The 21,399-nt window shown below is 55.6% G+C and carries 20 protein-coding genes and 1 other annotated feature; of the genes, 9 read left to right on the top strand and 11 right to left on the bottom strand.

Going from position 1 to position 21,399, the window contains the following annotated elements; genetic code table 11:
- Window positions 1-77: 77 nt before the first annotated feature.
- Entirely contained in the window at window positions 78-1,037 is a 960-nt protein-coding gene (locus QZ869_RS10100) for a nucleoside hydrolase (protein ID WP_296077307.1), read from the bottom strand.
- A 175-nt stretch (window positions 1,038-1,212) separates the two neighbouring features.
- On the opposite strand from QZ869_RS10100, the gene QZ869_RS10095 reads away from it, so the two are divergent.
- Window positions 1,213-2,016, top strand: coding sequence for a TSUP family transporter (locus QZ869_RS10095; RefSeq protein ID WP_296104318.1), 804 nt, complete (start codon window positions 1,213-1,215; stop codon window positions 2,014-2,016).
- 20 nt (window positions 2,017-2,036) lie between these two features.
- On the opposite strand, the gene QZ869_RS10090 is transcribed toward QZ869_RS10095, so the two are convergent.
- The 9 genes from QZ869_RS10090 to hemN all read right to left on the bottom strand — a co-directional run bounded on the left by QZ869_RS10090 (window position 2,037) and on the right by hemN (window position 11,159).
- Complete coding sequence (locus QZ869_RS10090; protein ID WP_296018385.1) at window positions 2,037-2,774, bottom strand: PAS domain-containing protein; 738 nt, start codon at window positions 2,772-2,774, stop codon at window positions 2,037-2,039.
- 175 nt (window positions 2,775-2,949) lie between these two features.
- A complete protein-coding gene (locus QZ869_RS10085; protein ID WP_296104316.1) occupies window positions 2,950-3,642 on the bottom strand; it encodes a hypothetical protein in 693 nt (230 codons plus the stop codon).
- A gap of 297 nt (window positions 3,643-3,939) precedes the next feature.
- Entirely contained in the window at window positions 3,940-4,869 is a 930-nt protein-coding gene (locus QZ869_RS10080) for a lipid A biosynthesis lauroyl acyltransferase (RefSeq protein ID WP_296018391.1), read from the bottom strand.
- Between the two features lie 3 nt (window positions 4,870-4,872).
- Window positions 4,873-5,901, bottom strand: coding sequence for a zinc-binding dehydrogenase (locus tag QZ869_RS10075; RefSeq protein WP_296018392.1), 1,029 nt, complete (start codon window positions 5,899-5,901; stop codon window positions 4,873-4,875).
- Window positions 5,902-6,043: 142 nt separating this feature from the next.
- Window positions 6,044-7,330 (bottom strand): beta-ketoacyl-ACP synthase, encoded by a 1,287-nt coding sequence (locus QZ869_RS10070; protein ID WP_296036711.1) that lies wholly within the window; start codon window positions 7,328-7,330, stop codon window positions 6,044-6,046.
- 12 nt (window positions 7,331-7,342) lie between these two features.
- Window positions 7,343-8,539 carry a beta-ketoacyl-ACP synthase gene (locus QZ869_RS10065; RefSeq protein ID WP_296104313.1) on the bottom strand — a complete coding sequence of 399 codons (1,197 nt, stop codon included), beginning with the start codon at window positions 8,537-8,539 and terminating at the stop codon, window positions 7,343-7,345.
- A gap of 181 nt (window positions 8,540-8,720) precedes the next feature.
- Window positions 8,721-9,200 (bottom strand): 3-hydroxyacyl-ACP dehydratase FabZ family protein, encoded by a 480-nt coding sequence (locus tag QZ869_RS10060; RefSeq protein WP_296018399.1) that lies wholly within the window; start codon window positions 9,198-9,200, stop codon window positions 8,721-8,723.
- A gap of 198 nt (window positions 9,201-9,398) precedes the next feature.
- Complete coding sequence (locus QZ869_RS10055; RefSeq protein WP_027675812.1) at window positions 9,399-9,677, bottom strand: acyl carrier protein; 279 nt, start codon at window positions 9,675-9,677, stop codon at window positions 9,399-9,401.
- 132 nt (window positions 9,678-9,809) lie between these two features.
- The gene (gene hemN, locus QZ869_RS10050; RefSeq protein ID WP_296018403.1) at window positions 9,810-11,159 is read right to left on the bottom strand and encodes an oxygen-independent coproporphyrinogen III oxidase; all 1,350 of its coding nucleotides are present in this window, start codon (window positions 11,157-11,159) and stop codon (window positions 9,810-9,812) included.
- A 195-nt stretch (window positions 11,160-11,354) separates the two neighbouring features.
- Here hemN and fnrN point away from each other — a divergent pair, with 195 nt between their 5' ends.
- Together fnrN and QZ869_RS10040 are read left to right on the top strand one after the other, a co-directional pair.
- The gene (gene fnrN, locus QZ869_RS10045) at window positions 11,355-12,080 is read left to right on the top strand and encodes a transcriptional regulator FnrN (protein WP_296018404.1); all 726 of its coding nucleotides are present in this window, start codon (window positions 11,355-11,357) and stop codon (window positions 12,078-12,080) included.
- Window positions 12,081-12,431: 351 nt separating this feature from the next.
- Window positions 12,432-12,487 (top strand) — a sequence feature (sul1 is cis-regulatory element that is thought to sense ions involved in sulfur or methionine metabolism; They are found in Alphaproteobacteria).
- A 75-nt stretch (window positions 12,488-12,562) separates the two neighbouring features.
- On the top strand, window positions 12,563-14,050 hold the full coding sequence (locus QZ869_RS10040) for a SulP family inorganic anion transporter (RefSeq protein WP_296018407.1): 1,488 nt from the start codon (window positions 12,563-12,565) through the stop codon (window positions 14,048-14,050).
- A gap of 76 nt (window positions 14,051-14,126) precedes the next feature.
- Here the strand turns inward: QZ869_RS10040 and QZ869_RS10035 are convergent, their stop codons facing one another.
- Window positions 14,127-14,522 carry a hypothetical protein gene (locus QZ869_RS10035; RefSeq protein WP_296018409.1) on the bottom strand — a complete coding sequence of 132 codons (396 nt, stop codon included), beginning with the start codon at window positions 14,520-14,522 and terminating at the stop codon, window positions 14,127-14,129.
- Window positions 14,523-14,649: 127 nt separating this feature from the next.
- Here QZ869_RS10035 and QZ869_RS10030 point away from each other — a divergent pair, with 127 nt between their 5' ends.
- The 6 genes from QZ869_RS10030 (at window position 14,650) to QZ869_RS10005 (ending at window position 21,392) form a co-directional block, all read left to right on the top strand.
- Window positions 14,650-16,506: a class I poly(R)-hydroxyalkanoic acid synthase gene (locus tag QZ869_RS10030; RefSeq protein WP_296018411.1), complete on the top strand. Its 1,857-nt coding sequence runs from the start codon at window positions 14,650-14,652 to the stop codon at window positions 16,504-16,506.
- 27 nt (window positions 16,507-16,533) lie between these two features.
- A complete protein-coding gene (sfsA, locus tag QZ869_RS10025; protein ID WP_296104308.1) occupies window positions 16,534-17,253 on the top strand; it encodes a DNA/RNA nuclease SfsA in 720 nt (239 codons plus the stop codon).
- 32 nt (window positions 17,254-17,285) lie between these two features.
- Window positions 17,286-18,116 (top strand): type I methionyl aminopeptidase, encoded by an 831-nt coding sequence (gene map, locus QZ869_RS10020; protein WP_296018415.1) that lies wholly within the window; start codon window positions 17,286-17,288, stop codon window positions 18,114-18,116.
- Between the two features lie 17 nt (window positions 18,117-18,133).
- Window positions 18,134-18,958 carry a DNA repair protein RadC gene (gene radC, locus QZ869_RS10015; RefSeq protein ID WP_296104306.1) on the top strand — a complete coding sequence of 275 codons (825 nt, stop codon included), beginning with the start codon at window positions 18,134-18,136 and terminating at the stop codon, window positions 18,956-18,958.
- A gap of 279 nt (window positions 18,959-19,237) precedes the next feature.
- Window positions 19,238-19,660, top strand: coding sequence for a TadE/TadG family type IV pilus assembly protein (locus QZ869_RS10010; RefSeq protein WP_296018420.1), 423 nt, complete (start codon window positions 19,238-19,240; stop codon window positions 19,658-19,660).
- 1 nt (window position 19,661) lies between these two features.
- On the top strand, window positions 19,662-21,392 hold the full coding sequence (locus tag QZ869_RS10005) for a TadG family pilus assembly protein (protein WP_296100534.1): 1,731 nt from the start codon (window positions 19,662-19,664) through the stop codon (window positions 21,390-21,392).
- The last annotated feature ends 7 nt before the right edge of the window (window positions 21,393-21,399 follow it).

Below are 21,399 nucleotides of genomic sequence, written 5' to 3'. Positions count from 1 at the left end.
GCCGGTCGTGCCTGCATAACGCCAGATTCTCGTAAAATGCAAGGCAAAGCCACCGCACGAACGGCGGCTCAACTCAATCAGCCGCGTTCACCACGCACAATTGCGGAGCGGATGACAGAAAGCACACGATCTGCCTCGATCTTGGTGCAGATCTTCTGGCTTGGATGGCCATCCCAATTTCCCGGTGGGAAGGTAACACCGTCCGGCTTCTGAATTGTCTGGCCGTCGGCAAGACCGCCGCAAACGACCCGGATCGCACCGCTGCGCGTTTCGAAAAGTTCAGGGTTCGTCAGATAAACGCAGGCGCAAGAATCATGGACGACCATGCCGTCGCCCGTGCGCATATTGTAAAAGCTGATGTAAAACTGCGAGAGATCAGACAGAAGCTGAACGGCCGCCCCATTTTCCTTGACCATGTCCGCCAGAAAACCGGACGTCATGACCGTTTTCGTGGTGACATCCAGGCCGATGACGGTAACCGGCCACGGTGCGGTGAAAACGAGATCGGCCGCTTCGGGATCGCCGTGGATATTCGCCTCCGCTGCAGGGCTGACATTGCCGTTGATATCGAAGGCCCCACCCATGATGATGACCTCCTTCACCAGAGCCGCGAAATCGGGATCGGTTTTCAGAGCGAGCGCCAAATTGGTCATGCGACCAACGGCAATCAACGTCACTTCGCCGGGATTGGCCTTAACGGTATCGATGATGAAATGGTGGGCTGCACGCGGATCGAGCGGCACATCAACCGTTTCCGGGACGCCAATGTTCCCCAGCCCGTCATCGCCATGAATGAAGGTGGGGAAATGGCCCTCGGCACGCGATGGATCGAATGTCTTGCCAGCGCCTTTCGCAACCGGCGCATCGATCATCCATTGCTGCTTGAGGAACTGCGCATTGCGGGTGGTAATCTCGATCGGCGCGTTTCCAAAAACGGTCGTGACCCCGATGAGATCGATGTCAGGGTGGCGGTGCAGAAAAAGCAGCGCCATTGCATCATCAATACCCGGATCCGTGTCGAAAATTACTTTCTGCATATGTCCCTCATTTAAATTCGGCGGTCTGCTTTGCAGTTGCGTTCGGCGCACAATAACCTCCTGTGCGCACTGCGCAATCTTTTCCGTCCGTCCATTAACGTGACCTGCAAAAGCGGTTGCGGGACAGGGCATTCGGTGCCACAAGCGGCCAGCAAAACATACCGGATGCCTCCCCGTGCAAGACGTCGCCCTCCAGCTTTTCATTATTTTGTTCTTTGTCGCCGTCTTCGCTGGCTTCGTCGATTCGATTGCCGGAGGCGGAGGATTGATCGTGCTGCCGGCGATGCTGATCATGGGTATACCGCCGCTGGAGGCGCTTGGAACCAACAAGTTACAGGCTCAATTCGGATCGGCATCTGCGACCATCGCCTACGCCCGGAAAGGCCATGTCGATCTCAAGACGCAATTCCCGATGGCGCTGATGGCCTTGGTCGGCGGCATGGCGGGTGCCTTTACGGCATCATTCGTTCCGGCGGATGTTCTTAGAGCGATCATGCCGTTCCTGCTCGTGGCCATTGCGGTCTACTTCGCATTCAAACCGAACCTGAGCGATATTGACAGCCAACGCCGTATCACGCCGTTTCTCTTCGGTTTGACGGTGGTCCCTCTGATCGGATTCTACGATGGTGTTTTCGGTCCGGGAGCCGGTTCATTTTATATGCTGGCATTTGTCGGGCTTGCTGGCTTCGGCATGCTGAAGGCGACAGCTCATACGAAACTCTTGAACTTCGGCTCGAATTTCGGCGGTTTCCTGGTGTTCACCTTGAATGGCGCGATCCTGTGGAAGCTCGGCCTGGTCATGGGCTTCGGGCAGTTTCTAGGTGCTCAGATCGGCTCCAGACTGGCCATGAAGAATGGCGCGAAGATCATCCGCCCGCTTCTCGTAATCTCATGTCTCGCCATGGCTGCGCGTCTTATCCTGGATACGAACGCACCCTATTCTGTTGGATGGATCATCGGCAAATTCAGCGGATCGTAATCTTTCGCTCAATTAAGGTTTTAGGAGACTGAACCACTCTCCAGCTCCGCCATCTCATCCACATTCTTCAACACAGCGACAGCTGCCATGATACGGCCGTCGGAGGCGCGTAAAGGCGTTATACGGCAACGCGTCGCAAACCGCCCATCGCTTCGGATCGTATGGTGAATGTAATCAATCTTCTCACCTGCGAAGCATCTATCCAATGCGGGCTTAGCCTGATCATGAAATCCGTCGTCACCAATGAGATCCGCGAGATGACAACCGATGATCGATAGGCGGCTGGTCTTAAAGAAATTTGCATTTGCCTGATTGGAATACAGATAGCGATAGTCAGTCGTAAGGACGACAACACGATCGTCCAGGCTATCCAGAACCACCTCGCTGAAAAGCGGTTGATCGTATGAGGCCGGCTTAGCGGGCTTGCCGCGCCCCGCTAATAGCTCCGCAAAATCTACTTGGGAAAACGTCGGTCGATCCAGAAAATACTGATCTATCAGCGCAGACATCATCATGCTTTTACGCACAACCGAAAGCCTGTCATCGGATCCATCTCTAATCAGGGTACACAGGAACTGGAATTGCTGATGCAACTCCTCCCGCGTCAGAGCGGTAAAGGAGAGAATGTCGGCGATGATGACCTGCAGCTCACGATCAAACATTGTGACAAGATCGTCTTCACCTTGACTGACTGCCTGCCTCAACTGAAGATTTTTGATTGCGAAAGCCTGGAAAAATTCCTTAAGCTGTACGTCCATCAAATTTTTTTCCCCGCAGCCCGAAGACCCGTCAAACTGCATTCCTTGTTGACGATAGTTTTTTCGAGCACAGCACTACTGCACCGATCACGACAGTCAATATATCATTTCTAATAGTCTACTGATTGGGGAGTATCTTCAAATAGAAGCTGCCCATTTCACTTGCGTCGACAGATCAAGCAACATCCCTGCTGCGGCGATCTTCTAATTCCTTGACCACAACGATGGCCCCCACAAGCTTGTAAGACGGCGAATAGCAAGGAGACATCTCGAAAGACTTGACCACGGTGTGACCAAGTTCGTCTTCCGCATAGGTATATTTCTCGGCCTCACCTTTGAAACAGGCGTCCAGTTTGTGACGGAAGATCTGCTGAAAACGGTGGATACCGACGAGCTCTGCAATATGCTTGCCGATGATATCGCTGCGATCTGAATGTAGCGAGGCGGCATTGGCCGAGTTGGTGTAGTTGATCCGGTAACCCGGCGACACAACAACGACGCGATCGTCCAAATCATCCAACCGGTCTTCATCCAGAATGACGTAGGGGCTCCAGGGCGCATCCTCTTCAGTGCCGGTGCCGCCGTCACGCGGCAGGCCAGCGCCGATATAGCGATCCACCAGCCGTCGTAGAACCTCCGAGTTGCGCTGAACGCAGCCGATGTCTTCGGCTTCTTCATTGAGAAGGTCGATCGCGAAGCGGAACTGTTCGAGAATTTCAGACGACGAAGCGTTCTTGCGGCCGATAATGCTATCGAGCAGCTTTTCGAGCTCCTTGTCGAGCGCGGCAACTTTCGGCGCATCATTGCGGATGACTGCGCTTTTCAATTCCTTGTAACGCTGCCAGAACGATTCTATCAATCTTTTCAACTCAACACTCCCGAGACGAAGGCACTTCCTGTCCCCAATCTTCTCCGGGCTTATCGTGATGAAACTTCATCACGTGCCCGGAAAACAGGGCGTTTGTGGGTACAAGATCGTCACGCCAATATATTCATAATTATCACAATCCGAGCTGTTTCTACAAATGCCAGAAATAGTAAGGAAGAATAAGCATATCACTTCGAGCAGCAGCTAATGCCTCACTATTTTGTGCCTACCACGTTACCCCATTTTTATTGAAGAAGTAGTTTACTGCGAATAGCAACGACGTGCGATCGGCTCCACTTAAACATGGTCCTTGATGTGCCAACGGTCATGGTACCACAACCACTGACCCGGATATTCACGAACCCAGCTTTCAACTTTGTCATTCAGCAATTGTGCCGTCTTTTGAATGTCGACGCTGCCCTTATCATTCAATGGTATCTCGACTTTCGGCTCGATCTCGAGACGATACCGATTGTCCGGAAGGCGGATGCAACGCGCAGGATAGACATCGCAGCCGAACTGCCGCACCAGCTTGGCAAGCAGCGGATTGGTCTGCACGTTGTGTCCAAAGAACTGAGTCACAAGGCCTTTGCGGAACTTCTGATCCACCAAGACGCCGACACCTGCGCCCCTTTCCAGCTGGCGCGCCAGTGCGAAAGACGAGCCCGCATGCGACGGCACGAGCTTGCCCATCCGTTCTTTCCGGAAATTATAAATCTTCTCCGCCACGTAGGGATTGTTCGGCGGGCGAAAAAGAACGGTCACATCAAGCCCGAAGGCCGATCCCGCGACCGGCAGCAACTCAAAATTTCCGGTATGGGCGGTGAAGACGATAAAAGGACGCGGATTATCACGCAGCTCAAGGAAGGTATCGATGCCGACGACTTCGATGCGACCGGGTTTTGTTTGCTGCGGATCAAAATCGAAGAGGCGGTCGAGGAAAACATATTCGGCGGCAAGACGCCCCATGTTTCCCCAACTGTCCAATGCGATCTCCAGGCGCTCCGCTTCAGACTTTTCAGGATAGGCGCGAGCCAGATTGAAGAGCATCAACTTGTGACGCGGCGTCTTCGGGCCGATCTTGCGTGCAAGTCTATCCGCAAAGCGGATGGCCGGATCTGCAGGCAGCAGTTTCAGCAAGCTCAGAAAACCGAACGCAATCGTCGCGTTGAACCACTGGCGGAAATTTTCAAGCGCGAGAACAATGCGCGTCACGAGAAGCTTCACTGATCAATCCATCCGCAGAACGATCTTACCGAAAACCTGACGGGTCTCCATACGCTCCAGCGCTTTGTCGATATCGTCAAAGGTAACTTCTGTATCGATGACCGGATGGACAAGGCCACGCGCCATTTTCTGCATGGCGTCGGCCATGTTCTGCATACGGCAACCGAAAGAGCCGAGCAGCTTCAACTGCTGCTGGAAGAGCATCATCAGATTGATTTCGGTGGAAACGCCCGAGGTGGAGCCACAGGTGACGAGACGGCCGCCGCGCTTCAACGAGAACATCGACCCTGCCCAGGTATCCTTGCCGACATGTTCGAAGACGACATCGACACCCTTCTTCTTGGTCAGTTTGCGGACGACACCCTCGAAGCGATCAACGCGGTAGTTGATGACGTGATCTGCACCGAGTGCCTTGGCGCGCTCGATCTTGTCATCCGAACCGACCGTGGTGATGACGGTACAACCCATCTTTTTCGCCAGCTGAATGGCGGCAGTGCCGATACCGGAACCTCCCGCATGAACAAGGATCGTCTCGCCGGGCTGAAGCTTGGCGTTGTCGAACAACATGTGCTCCACCGTGCCGAAAGTCACGGGAGCAAGTGCTGCCGCAACAGCATCGACGCCGGGTGGTGCAAGCACCAGCTGGCGCGCCGGAATGTTGATTTTCTCCTGTGCAAAGCCATCAAGGTGAAAACCATGAACGCCGCCGACATTTTCGCAAAGATTGTCACGGCCGGCGACGCAGTGATGGCAGCGACCACAGATGCGTGCGCCGTAGATGGACACTAGCTGCCCAGGAAGAACATTGGATACACCCGGGCCGATTGCTTCCACCACGCCGGAAGCTTCTGCTCCGATGGTCAGCGGCATCTTACGCTTCGCAAAGGCCATGCCGCGCCAGCCCCAAACATCGATATGGTTCAGCGCAACCGCCTTGACGCGAAGCGTGACTTCCCCCGGTGCCGGCGCTTCTGGCTCTGGCAGATCCACCTTCTCAAGCTTACGGTCGTCGACGAGTTGAAGAGCGCGCATTATAAAAGTCCTCCGCCCGAGGGCGTTACATCGTTTGTCGATTGAGAGTGCCGTGCCTTACCGGATGAACACGCACAGGCCACTCCCATCCATTTCGCACAGACATTGTCCAAAGTCGGACACATACAGAGGGGGGAACCGATTAGGCCGGTTCCCGCGTCATGACAAGGCTTGCATTCTGGCCACCGAAGCCGAACGAGTTAGACAGAACGGCACCCACCTGAGCATCACGCTTCACATTCGGCACCACATCCAGCGCGATCGTCGGATCGGGATTGGTATAGTTGATCGTCGGCGGAAGTGTGCCAGTCAGCATGGTCTGCAACGAGAACACAGCTTCAACTGCACCTGCTGCCGTCAGGGTGTGGCCGATCATAGACTTGTTGGAGGAAACGGGGATCGACTTCAAACCCTCACCGAAGACCGCGAGCATGGAGCCATATTCCATCTTGTCGTTTTCCGGCGTCGAGGTGCCATGCGCATTGACATAGCCGATATCGGCTTCAGATACACCTGCATCGGCAAGTGCGGCATGGATCGTGGCAATTGCCGGGCCGCCATCTGGCGAGGAGCGTGTGCGGTGAAAGCTATCGGCTTTCTCCCCTGCACCCTTGATAATGCCCAGGACCTTTGCACCGCGGGCAACAGCTGCTTCCAGCGATTCCAAAACCAGTGTCGCAGCACCTTCGGCAATGACGAATCCATCGCGGTCCTTGCTGAAAGGCTTCGATGCCTTTTCCGGCGGATCGTTCTGCGTGGACAGTGCGGAGAGGAGCGAGAAGCGGATCAAGGCCTCTGCACTGACTGAACCGTCGGTGGCGACCGTCAGCGCACGGTCCGTGCGGCCCTGGCGAATGGCTTCCACGCCAAGCTGAATTGCCGTTGCGCCGGAAGCGCAAGCCGTCGAAAGCGTTACCGGAAGGCCACGTGTGCCGAACCGATCAGAAAGACGTTCGGAGATCGCACCGAAGAGAGCAGCCTCCTGGAAGGCCGGATCGGGACGCTGGCGCAATGCCGCCATGAACCGGTCATAGGCATCGCCTGGCTTTGCCGCTGGTGGCGAACGGTCGGCAAGCTCGAAACGGGCGCTCCATTCCGGCTCGATGGGCGGAGCCGCCAGAAATAGTGGGCCGTTGAAATCGCCGGACAGACCTGCCTGCGCCAGCGCTTCGATTGTGGTTTCACGGGCGAAAGCGAAAGAGCGCTCGACGGAATTCGGCACAGGAATATCGATGAAATCCACCGTGCCGCAAATCTTGGTCGACAGATTATCGGTGGGAAAACGTGTGATCTTGTGGATCCCGGATTTGCCTGAGGTCAAAGCCGCCCAGTTATCGGTCAATCCCTGCCCGAGGGAGGTGATGATACCCATGCCGGTGACGGCGACGATAGGACGGCCAAGATGATCCCGGAAATTGCTGGATGCCATGGTCTGAACTCCTCAAGCGTCTCTAGAAAGAACGGCGACGCCTTCGCCGCGCACGTGACCGATAGTGGTGACGACCGCTTCCGTTACGGCAGATGCCATAGGCTTTTCCGCAACAGCGTCGAATGGCGGCACTTTTGCGCCGCTCTGGAGAGTGAGCGCAGCGAGCGCCAGGCCAAGGGGGAACTGCGCTTCAAGACCGTGGCCGGTGACGCCGCCGAATCCACGGATAGCAGCATGCGGCAAAGCCTTTTCAAGGATGTTCTTTTCGCGGGCGGTCAATCCGTCAAGTCCACTCGCACCGGAGAAAACGATGGTTTGCGCGGCATCATTTGCAGGCGCAAGCAGACGCTCTAAACGCTTCTCAAGCTTTCCATCGTCGCGGCTGCCACGATCGCCCTCGATTGCGTCGATGCGCGCGTAGATGTGCGCACCACGAGCCTCGGCGCGCTTGCGCGATTCCAGAACAAGAAACGCGCCGACCGACCCGGTGATCATGCCACCACCCTCCCCGTCCGCGCGGGACCAAAGAGGTTGCCAGTCGCCTTGAGCGTGCGCGCCGATCGCTTCGAACAGAAGTGTCATATCCGGACGTTCCGCCGCGAATGCACCGCCAACAAGCGCATGGCTCGATTCGCCGGAACGGATGCGATAGAAGGCGGTCTCGACAGCCGAAATACCAGCGCCCTCCTCACCCATGAAGGTCCGCGACGAACCGGTGACCTTGTGAACGATGGAGATGTTGCCAGCCATCAGGTTGGAAAGTTGGGCGAGAAACAGCGTCGGACGAAGCTCGGTCGTCAGCTTCTCGTTGAGCATGACTTCGCGGTCGTTGCGCTTCAAGCCTTCGTCGACGATCAGCGTATCGACATTGATGTCTCGCTCCCCACCTCCGGCTGCGACGATCATGTCCATCGTGCCACAAGCTTCTGCGTCTTCTTTCAGACCGGCATCGTCGAGCGCAAGACCGGCGGCGAACACACCAAGGCGCTGCCAGTTTTCCATCTGGCGCTGATCCTTGCGACCGATTTGCGCCGACCAGTCGATCTCCGGCAGAGGATGGATCGGATAAGGCGCGAACTTTTCCGTCTCGACAATCGGCTCAGGCGTCGCTGTACTTGAAAGAAGAGCGATATGGGCATCTTTGCCAACACCATGACAGGTCACGATACCAACCCCGGTAATCACCACATCATTGTCAGACTTCATCATCCGTGATCCTTCGTCGCCTTTCCGGAACACTTCGCCGGGCCAGCTCTTAAAAACGGCTAAGACGCCGCACGTGCCATGCGGAATAATGCGCGCGGTGCGGCTTTGCAATGGCGAAGGCTACCGGACCTTACGCATTGCGTGATTTTTCAGCATTTTGGAGGCGCATATAGCGCTTTTTCAATCAGCGAGAAGTATCGGCCGCGATGGCCGCCATCAGGCCCACTTCCTCTGCGCGCTTCTTGACGATCGGCGCGAGTGGAATCTCTGAAAATGGCATGGTGCGGAGCTTCAACTGCGCATCACAGACCTTTTTGCCGGCTGACATTATCTTGGCCTTGGTCACAGCGAAACCCGATCCGTCGTGCTCAAGGTAGGCTTCGATATCCAGTTCGGCATTAGGCTCGACGAATGTGCGCATCTTGGCGTTGTCGACGGACATCAGGAACGGCATGGCGGCAAAGTCCGTCATGGCAAGGACCAGCATGCCGGAGGTCTGAGCCATCGTTTCGATCAAGAGTACACCTGGAACGAGTGGCATGCCTGGAAAGTGCCCTTCGAAGACCGGGCTTTTATCGGGCACGATGGATCGAGCCTTCAAGATGCGGGCGGATCTGTCGATAGACTCGATTCGGTCCACCATCTGAAAATATTCGAGAAGCATGTCTTGTCCGTAAAATAGAGAGCAGAGCCATGAACTGCCGTTGCGCCGCCCTCCGGGCTTGGAATGCAATCAGCTGCGATCGGATCTGATCGGATCTGCAGCCCCAGAAATGGCATAGCGCCGCAAATGCGGCGCTCCAGTTCAGGCTTGCGAGTGGACTGACGCAGAGGATGCCCGCAGAACGGGCACCGGCGTCAATCAGCCCTTTGCGGCTTTCAACTCATCGATCTTGGCGCAAAGGTTCTTCAGAACGAAGTATTCTTCGGTCGAAACCTTGCCCTCGTTGACTTCCTGCGTCCACTGTTCGAGCGGAATCTTGATGCCGAATTCCTTGTCGATAGCGAAAACGATATCGAGGAAGTCCAGGCTGTCAATGCCGAGATCGTCGATGGTGTGGCTTTCCGGCGTAATGGTTTCGCGATCGATTTCGCTAGTATCAGCGATGATGTCGGCAACCTTATCGAATGTAGCTGTCACGCCCGTATCCTTTGTGTTCTTACTTATAAAGGTCTCTTCAGAGGCACCACATAGGGAAGTTACATCAAAAAGCCAATGGTTTCGTGATAGAGCGCGATATTTTGGATGATATGTGTTGCGCACTCCCTACAGTCAAACCGCCAGAGAGTGGCGCCCTCGCCCATTCGAGAGGTAGGTATCAAACGTCGCGGCAATGCTGCGCGCAAACGGCTTGCCGGTTTCCGTCAAGGCGAAATGATCTGCCTCCAGATGGACGAGCCCATCGCGATCGCCCGCAGCAAACAGCTTGGCTTCCTCGATGGCCGGCAAAGCCAGCTCTCCATAAAGCGCAGTCAAAGCGGAAAGATCGAGTGCAAAGTCGCACATGATCCTTTCTATAACGAACGCGCGGACCCTGTCTTCTGCCGAAAGCGCGATGCCGCGCACGACACATAGGCCTTCGGCATCGGCCATTCGCTCATACTCCCCTGTCGCCACCATATTCTGCACGTAGCCTTGTGGCAGCTTGCCTATGGCCGATGCACCAAGCCCGATCAGCGCATCCGCACTGTCATCTGTATAACCCTGGAAGTTGCGCCGAAGTTCTCCCTCCTTCACCGCCAGCGCCAGAGTGTCTCCGGGCCTGGCGAAATGATCGATTCCGATTGCCTCGTAACCTGCCTCTACCAGCATTTCGGCTGCGGTCTTCATCTGCCGGTATCGAGCGAGCACATCCGGCAGCGCCTGCTGCGGAATCATCGTCTGATGCTTTTTCATCCATGGCACATGCGCATAGCCGAACAGCGCAACGCGGTCGGGGCTGAGAGACACGATCTTCTCGATAGTGGCGCGCAGAGTGTCGAGTGTTTGGTGCGGAAGGCCGTAGAGTACGTCGCAGTTGACCGAGTGAGCACCCCTCGCCCGTACCGCATCGACTACGGATTGCGTTTGCTCGAAGCTCTGCATTCGGTTGATGGTGGTCTGTACCTTCAGATCGAAATCCTGCACGCCAATGCTCGCCCGGGTCATGCCGATCTCGGCAAGCGCATCATAGCGTCCCTCATCGACATCGTTGGGGTCGATCTCCACACTGATTTCAGCATCGTGGGCAAATGAGAACACCGAACGAAGATGCCCCATTAGCTCAATCAGGTCTTCGGGCTTTAACATCGTCGGGGAGCCGCCACCGAAATGCACTGCGGTGACCTGAACACTTGGTGCTACCAGACCAGCCACGGCCTCGATTTCGCTGCGAAGCGCTTTGAGATAAGAGGCGATCGGCTCGTAGCGGAGCGTATGCTTCGTGTGACAGGCGCAGAACCAGCAAAGCCGGTCGCAATAAGGTATATGAATGTAGAGAGACAGCCGGTTTTGCGAATCAAGCGCCTGAAGCCAGGCCGCATATTCACCCGTTCCGATGCCTTCATGAAAGTGCGGTGCTGTCGGGTAGCTCGTGTAGCGGGGCACGGCCGAGGAATATTTCTTCAATAGATGCTCGGCCATCGCGCGCCCTTTTTTAGCATGTATCAATTCTGCGACTAAGAGATACATGCTGCGACAGTTTGCAACTTTGACTTCGATCAAATCAGCTAATAAACATTCTGCTCAGAAGCGGTGTGGGGACACGCGCTTGAGGGGATCGATGTGACGGGCTTTGGGATGACCTGACAACAGGCCCGTTCGACTTGGACGTGATAAATGGACACTCTGCAGAAGACCATCCATAACTCGGATATGCCTGTCGTTTGCCGCGCATGCGAAGCGCGCCATGGCGGGCTATGTGGTGTGCTCACGCCGACCCAGCTTGTGGAGCTGAACCGTCAGTCCAGCCGTAGGAAATTCGAGACGGGCAGTGAGCTGCTCGGCCAAGGCGAACTGGTGCCCTACTACGCCAACATTTTGAGCGGGGTCGTCAAGCTTTCGAAAATGATGTCGGATGGCCGTCAGCAGATTGTCGGGCTGCAATTTGCGCCCGATTTTCTGGGCCGTCCCTTCAATGCAGAAAGCAGCATGACGGCGGAAGCCGCGACGGACGTGGAAATCTGCCTTTTCCCGCGCCGCGTGGTAGACCGGATGATCGTCGATGTGCCGAATATGGAGCGTAAGCTGCACGGCCAGTCGCTCAAGGAACTCGACGAAGCGCGAGACTGGATGCTGACGCTGGGGCGTAAATCGGCGCAGGAAAAAGTCGCAAGCTTCCTTTATCTGATCGCAAAGCATATCGATCCCGAAAAAGGCGACGCCTCGTGTTTCGATCTGCCGCTGTCGCGCGCCGATATTGCAGATTTTCTCGGTCTGACCATCGAAACCGTCAGCCGTCAAATGACCAGGCTCAAGAAAGAAGGCATCATTCGGATCGAGAACAACCGGCATATCACAGTGCCTGATCTCGACGCGCTCAATGACGCTGCAGGAAACGACTGACGGTCTTCATCTGTCCCAATGCAGGTTCTTGAGCGATACGCCGAACATATAGGGCGCTTTCGCTTCCGCCGGTGTAAAAATCGTTCCCGTCAGGATCAACATCACAAAAAAGCACTTCATCGTCACGCTCCCCAGCGCCTGCCATCGAATGGCCTCCCTGAGAGCACGTTATATCCGATAAGACACTCTTTTCATTTAAGGAATTCGGTTATCGGTAGGTGCGATAGATGTATCGAAAACGCTGCGTCGCAGTCATAATTCGTTAAGATATGTGCAGAGTACAGCGAAGGTCGTCACTCGACATTCACTGATTGCGCCAGAAGCGCATGTCCGTTATAAGGCATCCATCCACAAGGACCCGGTGAAAATCCGGGTGGCTCTTCTGGCCGCCGATCCGCCAGACAACACAGCAACGCAACCTGTTTCATCTTTTAAGGACCGAGTCCCGCTCGGCCCGTTGCAACAACTGTGGTAACTCATTCATGCAAACTTTCACACACTACCGTCAGGAGTGGTTCTCCAATATTCGTGGAGACGTGCTCTCCGGCATCGTCGTCGCGCTTGCTCTGATTCCAGAGGCGATCGGCTTTTCAGTCATCGCCGGTGTCGATCCCAAAGTCGGACTTTACGCCTCGTTTGCCATTGCCTGTGTCGCGGCTTTCGTCGGCGGTCGTCCCGGAATGATCTCGGCTGCGACGGCCGCAACCGCCGTGGTTATGGTCTCTCTCGTCAAAGAACACGGGCTTCAATATCTCTTCGCTGCCACGATCCTGATGGGTGTCATACAGATCGTTGCTGGCTGGTTGAAACTCGGCCGCGTGATGCGCTTCGTGTCCCGCTCGGTCATTACGGGTTTTGTCAACGCTTTGGCCATTCTGATCTTTATGGCGCAGTTGCCTGAACTGATCGGTGTTCCCAGCCTGACCTATGTCATGATCGCAGGTGGCCTCGCGATTATCTATCTCTTTCCGTATGTGACGAAGGCAATACCCTCGCCTCTGGTTGCGATTGCCGTCCTGACGGTGATCGCATGGTGGACCGGAATTGAACTGCGCACAGTGGGCGACCTTGGCGAACTCCCGTCCAGCTTTCCAATCCTGACATTTCCGCAGGTGCCGATGACTTGGGAGACGCTTCGGATCATCCTCCCCTATTCCGTCACACTCGCAGCCGTGGGCCTCCTTGAGTCGCTTCTCACTGCGCAAATCGTCGACGACATGACCGATACGCCGAGCAACAAGAGCCAGGAATGCGTGGGCCAGGGCGCTGGCAATATTGCCTCAGCGCTGATCGGTGGAATGGGGGGCTGCGCGATGATAGGGCAGTCCGTGATCAATGTGACGTCCGGTGGCCGGGGAAGGCTTTCGACATTTGTCGCAGGCGCCTTTCTGCTGTTTCTGATTGTCGTGCTTGATGACCTTGTCCGTATCATACCTATGGCAGCGCTCGTTGCCGTCATGATCATGGTGTCGATCGGAACATTTTCCTGGCGCTCCATTCTCGACCTGCGCAAGAATCCGCTGCCGTCATCGGTTGTGATGCTCGCAACGGTCGTCACTGTCGTGGCAACGCACGATCTTGCAAAGGGCGTTATCGTCGGCGTTCTACTGTCCGGCATCTTCTTTGCCGGCAAGGTTTCCAAGCTCTTTCGAGTCACTCGAAGCGAAGAGGCCGTGGCGAAAACCGTGACTTATGTCGTGGAAGGCCAAATCTTCTTTGCCTCGGCAGAGAACTTTATCCGCGCCTTCGATTTCAACGAACAGGCAGACCAGATCAACATTGATGTTTCCGCTGCCCATCTCTGGGACATCACCGCAGTGGGCGCGCTGGACAAGGTGGTATTGAAATATCGACGAGCCGGAATTCAGGTCGACGTGGTAGGCTTTAACCAGGCCAGCGCTGAGATGGTCGACAAGTTCGCGCTTCACGACAAAAGCGAACGGCTGGCCGCCAGTGCAACCCTACACTAGCAAAGGTTTGGGCCATTCTCTTGAATGGCCCTTTGCTTTTGCACTGGCGATACGAGTTCTATAATTTCGTCTTGCGTCACTGTGAGGCAGCAGGCGTCGCCACAGGCTTTTGTTGCTCTGACAGAGCACGAAGTTCTGCAACGCGACGCTTATACTCGGCCTCTGTGATCTGGCCGCGACGGCGTGCCGCACCAAGAGCGGTCAGGTTCTGCTCCATGGTCGAAGCTTCGTTTTCTTCCATTTGTGGCATTGCCGCCGTCATGGGCTTGGCAAAGGTCGGGAAAGTCCCCGTGTCACGCTTCTGCAACGGCCCGCCGCTCACAGGCTGAGCGCCAACGATTTGCGCCTTGGGTCTTTCCATATGGGCAGGATCGACGATTGGAGCCGGTGTGGTACAGGCGGCTAACGGCAGAATCAGGCCGCAAACCGACAGCATCGACGCCGTTTTTATGCTTCCCGAATGCTTGCCCATTATCCTGCCCCACCTATAAGGTATCCATGGTTTTGCGAACGCGCTGAAACGGCGCCCGTGTCGGTGGAACTTGTATTCGTTTTCGTACAGAATGTGCAAATACAAAAATCGCCACGAAGGAGAACGTATGGCGGGCAATAGAGGCGGACCGAACGATCCTGACGACAGGGGATCCAGTTACGATCCCAAATCCGCCGATGCCTATATTCTGCGTGATCCTCAAGCCTTCGCCATGAATATCGCCAGAGCTGTGGAAAATCTCGGAAAGGCAGCGTCCGAATGGCTCGCGCCGCGAGAACGCGGCGAGATTCCACAAACCGATGCCAGCCCTATGAGCGATGTATTTCAGACATTGTCCGACGTGGCTGAATACTGGATGGCAGAGCCGAAGCGCTCCGTGGAGGCACAGACTCATCTTCTTTCGAGCTATTTCGAAATCTGGCAAGCGTCTTTGATCCGACTTTCAGAGGATCAGGGCAACTCCGGGACAGATAGAACCGCTTCCGAAAAACCACGCAGCCACAAGCGCTTCAGCGATGAGGACTGGAACGTAAATCCGTTCTTCGATTTCCTGCAGAAGGTCTATTTCGCAACTGCCGACTGGGCAGAGAAAATGGTGGCAGAGGCCGAAGGCATCGACGAGCGTACCCGCGAAAAGGCGCGCTTCTACATGCGTCAGATGACGGAGGCGATTTCACCGGCTAACTTCGCCTTCACCAATCCACAGGTCTTTCGCGAGACGGTCGCCACCAGCGGGGCAAACCTCGTCAAGGGTATGGCGCAACTGGCCGAGGACATGGCCGCGGGTAAAGGTCACCTGAAGCTTCGCCAGACGGATTACAGCAAGTTCGTCATCGGTCAGAACATTGCCGTCTCATCGGGCAAGGTCATTGCGCGTAGCGAACTTTGCGAAATCATCCACTACGCGCCTTCGACCGAGACGGTGTTCAAACGCCCTCTCCTGATCATTCCCCCATGGATCAACAAATTCTATATTCTCGACCTCAATGCGCGGAAATCCTTTGTTAAGTGGTCAGTCGATCAGGGTCACAGCGTCTTTATGATCTCCTGGGTCAATCCAGATGCGAGACACGCTGAAAAAGGTTGGGAAGATTACATCCGTGAAGGTATAGATTTCGCGCTTGCGGCGATCGAACAGGCAACGGGCGAGCGCGAGGTCAACGCGGCAGGATACTGCATCGGTGGCACGCTTCTTTCGGCCACGCTCGCACTTCACGCCCAGGAAAATAACGATCGGATCCGTACGGCGACATTGCTGGCAGCACAGACGGATTTCACCCATGCGGGCGAGCTGAAAATCTTCGTAGACGAGCCTCAGCTTGCAGCACTCGACGCTCATATGAAAGCGGTTGGCTATCTGGACGGCGCAATCATGGCAGGCGTGTTCAACCTGCTGCGCGCCTCCGATCTGATCTGGCCCTACATGGTCGACAACTATCTGCGGGGCACGCAACCGCCACCGTTCGACCTGCTCTACTGGAACTCCGATTCCACCCGTGTGACAGCGGCCAATCACTCGTTCTATTTGCGTAACTGCTATTTGGAGAACAATCTGGCGGAAGGCCGGATGCACGTCCGTGGCAAAGTGCTGAACCTCAAGGATGTGACAGTGCCCGTCTACGATCTAGCCACGCGCGATGACCATATCGCTCCGGCAAAATCAGTGTTCGAAGGCGCAAAGCTTTTCGGTGGGCCGGTCGAGTTCGTGCTCGGCGGCTCAGGTCACATAGCAGGTGTTGTCAATCCGCCGGATGCCGGAAAATATCAATACTGGACAGGGCCATCACCAACAGGTGACATTGAGGAATGGCAGCAAGGGAGCCACGCCCATACGGGGTCCTGGTGGCCGCATTGGCAGCGCTGGATCGAGGCACAGAGCGCGCAAAAGGTTGCGGCTCGCGTTCCGGGCGATGGTCAACTGACCCCGCTTGGTGACGCGCCTGGAACCTATGTTCTTGAATGATGTACACGTTAAAACGACACTCTCGCCATGCGCTTTGATTCTCCGCTTGTGCCCGCCACGCTCATATCCCGTTATAAGCGTTTTCTCTTCGATGCCGTTCTGGCCGACGGCACAACAATTACCGGGTCATGTCCCAATACAGGATCCATGCGCGGCTTGACCACGCCGGGCTCACGCATCTGGCTCTCCGAGCATGACAGCCCGACCCGAAAATATCGCCATATGCTGGAAATGGTGGAAGCGGACGGCACGATCGTCGGCATCAACACGGGAATGCCAAACAAGCTGGCGGAGGAGGCGCTTCTTGCCAATCGAATCCCTTCGCTTCGCGGCTATGACACGCTGAAGCGAGAGCAGCGATATGGTATCAATTCCCGGATCGATTTTCTCCTGTCATCAGCGGGACGACCGGAAGCCTATGTCGAGGCGAAGAACGTGCATTTCATGCGCGAACCGGGACTGGCGGAGTTCCCGGATACCGCCACCAAGCGCGGAGCAAAACATCTGGATGAACTGGGTGACGCTGCGCAAGCCGGCCACCGCGCCGTGATGCTCTACCTGATCCAGCGCTCAGACTGTCACCGGATGCGCATCTGCTCGGACCTCGATCCTATTTATGCAGCAGCGTTCCATCGCGCAACAGGGCGCGGTGTCGAGGCTTACGCCATCAATTGTGATATCTCACCGCTGGAAATCGTCGCAAGCCGCATGGTTGCAATAGACGACTGGCCCACTGCTGCTTTATGAACGCAGGTGAACGTAAGACAGAAAGCAATAGAATGGTCACCTATATCGACGCGGCATCGGCTCCTTTGAAGAATACAGGCGTTATACGCCTTTATAACTCGGAAGATTTCGAGGGCATGCGCAAGGCAAGTCAGTTGACTGCGCGATGCCTGGATGCACTTGCAGATATTGTAAAGCCGGGCGTGACGACCAATGCCATCGATCGCTTCGTCTTCGAGTTCGGCGCAGATCACGGCGCTCTTCCTGCAACGCTCAATTATCGCGGCTATACCAAATCCGTCTGCACATCCATCAACCATGTCGTCTGTCATGGCATTCCAGACGATAAGCCGCTGCGCGAAGGCGATATCGTCAATATCGATGTGACCTACGTCCTTGATGGCTGGTATGGTGATTCGAGCCGCATGTATCCCGTCGGCCAGATAAAACGATCAGCAGAGCGTCTGCTTGAAGTGACCTATGAGTGCCTCCTGCGGGGCATCGCTGCGGTAAAGCCGGGTGTGCGAACCGGCGCTATCGGCGCAGCCATCCAGGCCTATGCAGAGGGAGAGCGCTGCTCTGTCGTGACGGATTTTTGCGGCCATGGTGTTGGCCGCCTCTTCCATGACACGCCGAACATTCTGCATTACGGCAAGGAGAGCGACGGTCCGGAAATCCGCGAAGGCATGATCTTCACCATCGAGCCGATGATCAATCTCGGCAAGCCGCATGTTAAAGTTCTTTCTGACGGCTGGACGGCGGTTACACGAGACCGATCCCTGTCGGCACAATACGAGCATGCGGTCGGTGTCACCGCTACGGGATGCGAGGTCTTCACCCTTTCTCCGGGCGGTTTCGACAGACCTGGCTTACCTCCGCTCTAACAGCAAGCGACCGTCAGATGGCAAAAGCCCCCTCTCCTCCGCCGCAAAAGGCATCGCCACGTCAGGAAGAGAACGAGGGCAAAGACCTGTTCGATCCCGTCAACGAGCGCGGTCTATTTTCAGACCAACGCCCGGCCTCCAAGCAGCCAAAGGCGTCTCCCGAGCAAGAGCCAGCGCATTATCATGGCCACAGGGAGCGGCTGCGCGGCAAGTATCGAGACCAAGGTGATGCGGCGCTGGCAGATTATGAACTTCTCGAATTGTTGCTGTTCCGGCTCATTCCCCGCCGGGATACGAAACCGATCGCAAAAGCGTTGATTGCGCGTTTCGGCACACTGGCTGGCGTACTGGGTGCACCACTGCCGCTGTTGCAGGAAGTGAAAGGCATCGGGGATACGGTGGCTCTCGACCTGAAGCTGATTGCTTCCGTTTCGCAGCGCATGCTGAAAAGCGAAATCCGCAACAAGCAGGTGCTTAGCTCATGGTCCTCTGTCATCGATTACTGTCATGCAGTGATGGCGCATGAAACGCGTGAGCAATTCCGCATCTTGTTTCTTGACAAGCGCAATGTGCTGATCGCCGATGAGATACAGGGGCAAGGTACAGTCGACCACACACCGGTCTATCCGCGGGAAGTCGTGCGACGTGCGCTGGAGCTGTCATCGACTGCGATTATTCTCGTCCACAATCACCCAAGCGGCGACCCCACTCCATCCCGAGCAGACATAGATATGACAAAGACGATCATCGACACGGCGAAACCGCTTGGTATCACTATCCATGATCATATCATCATCGGCAAGGATGGTCATGTCAGCTTCAAGGGTCTGCGTCTGATTTAGAAATTTGCAGCAGAACCGTCAGCGCTTCGCCGCCGGACCACGCGCCGAAACAAGATATCGAGCATTGGAGGCGATCCCGTGATCGCTTGAAAATGCCCCCGATTGACGCGGCAAATTTGTCCCGCGTTGCGAACAACGATTGTTCCCGCATCCAGTAACGCACAGGTGTTAAACTTCCGGCCCAATACGATACACAACCTCAAGATTTACATTAATATAAAATCAACCTGCAAACATTAGCATCTAAGAATTAACGCATGAAGCGTATCGGAGGATGCCATGGCCATTTTGGCAAGAATGCTTCGTCATCGTGGCGGCTCGTCAGCTGTCGAGTTCGCAATCATAGCTCCCATTTTTCTTTTGGTCCTTTTGACCATGATCGCCTACGGCATCTACCTGATGACGGCGCACTCCGTTCAACAGGTGGCTGCCGATGCGGCGAGAACCGCCGTCGCAGGTCTTAATAACAATGAAAGACAGGCACTGGCGAAGGACTTCGTCACCAGAACATCGCTTGGCTATGTTTTCATGGACAAGCGCTACTTCAATGTGACCGTAGGCCAGGATTTGAACAACAGCAATCAGTTCACCGTCACGGTAGAATATGATGCGACCGAGTTACCAATCTGGAACCTTTATTCTTACGCCCTTCCCGAGAAAACCATCAAGCGCTTCTCGACAATCAGGATCGGAGGGGTTTGATATGCACGACAAGCGGCCTTCAAATTTTCAGATCTGGAAGAACAAGTCCGGCAATATAGCAATCACGGCAGGGCTGACGGCGCCCCTCTTTGTCGGCATCCTGGCGCTCGGGGTCGATTACGGAGCGCTTACCCTTCAGAAAAGAGAGTTGCAGCAAACGGCAGACCTCGCTGCCATCTCGGCGGCCGCCGCGGTCAACCCGGATCAAGCGGTTTTGCAGTACTTCAAACTCAACGGCAAAAAGATCGGTATCAAAACGGAAAACGGCCTGCTGACCGATACCGGCTTTGTTTCAGCTGATATCGAGGGAGAATTGGCCGGTGTCGATGGTTATGCGACCGTCACCAAAGGCCGCTATGTGCCAGATTCCACTGTCGACGTGGGGCAACGCTTCGTCGCGGACGCCAGCCCTACGAACGCAGTGAAAGTCGAAATCGTCGAAAAGGGCCAAATCTATTTCGCATCCAGCTTCACCACTGCGCCGAAGATTTCGGCAGTGGGCACGGCGGCGGCGTCGCGGGTCGCAGCTTTTTCCGTCGGCTCCCGGCTGCTCTCGCTCAATGAGGGCCTGTTGAACGCAGTTCTGAGTGGACTTCTGGGTTCTTCAGTCAACCTTAAACTCATGGATTATCAGGCCCTTGTCAGTGCCGACATCAATCTCTTGAAGACGATTGACATCCTGGCGATTGACCTTGGATTACAGGCGGGCACGTATCGTGATCTGCTTACCAAAGATATCACTCTCAGTCAGTTCCTTAACGCGCTTGGGCGAACGGGAGGGTTGCAGCCCTCGCTCGTGGCGACCATCAAGAGTTTGGAGCGCGCTGCCAACAAAACCAGTATCAGCCTCCCGCTGGAAAAGATCGTCAATCTGGGTCCGTTTCTAGGCAATATGGTCGGAAGCAGCGAAAATCTTAAGGTCACCGCAAAGCTGTTCGATCTGGTCTCAGCCGCGGCGATCGCCGCCAATGGCAATCAGCAGATTGCCATCAATGCGGGCGCGTCGGTACCCGGACTGGCCGCTACGAAATTGACCATCGCCATCGGTGAACCTCCCGTCAGCGCGCCGCCTCTGGCTGTCGGGTCAACGGGAACCGTCGTTCGCACGGCGCAGACGCGTCTGGCCATAGAGACCTCTGTCACCGGGTTGAAAGCATTGCTCGGCCTGCAGATCAACCTCCCTCTCTATGTGGAGGTGGCCAATGCCGAAGCAAAGCTTGCGGATATCAGATGCATGACCCCGGGCGACGGTGCCGTCGATATCGACGTCGTTCCGGGGCTGGCGGAAATCGCACTCGGAAATGTCGACACCAGCGCCTTCAATAATTTCGGACGAACTCCACGCGTGACCAAGGCTTCGATCCTCGATTCCGCAGTCGTCAGGATCAATGGCATGGCACAGATTAATAGTGGCAATCTGACGAAGAGCAGATTAACCTTCTATCAAGCCGACATCCAGCAGGCCAGGATCAAGCAGGTTTCCACCAAAGACGTTACGACCTCTCTTGTTGCTTCGCTTTTGAAGAAACTCGATGTCGATATCAACGTGCTTTTTTTAACGATCGGCTCGCCCGCGATCATTCAATCAGCGCTGGCCGATACGTTGAGCGCCGCCACCAAACCGATCGACGAGTTGTTATATAACACATTGCTCGTGATGGGCGTGAAGATCGGTGAAGCGGATGTGCGGGTGACCGATCTTCGCTGCATGCAGCCCGTGTTGGTTCAATAATTCTGCT

The sequence above is a fragment of the uncultured Agrobacterium sp. genome (assembly GCF_913777885.1).
GTDB lineage: Bacteria > Pseudomonadota > Alphaproteobacteria > Rhizobiales > Rhizobiaceae > Agrobacterium.
The sequence above is the reverse complement of the archived record's forward strand: the minus strand, read 5'-3'. Positions and strand labels throughout refer to the sequence as shown.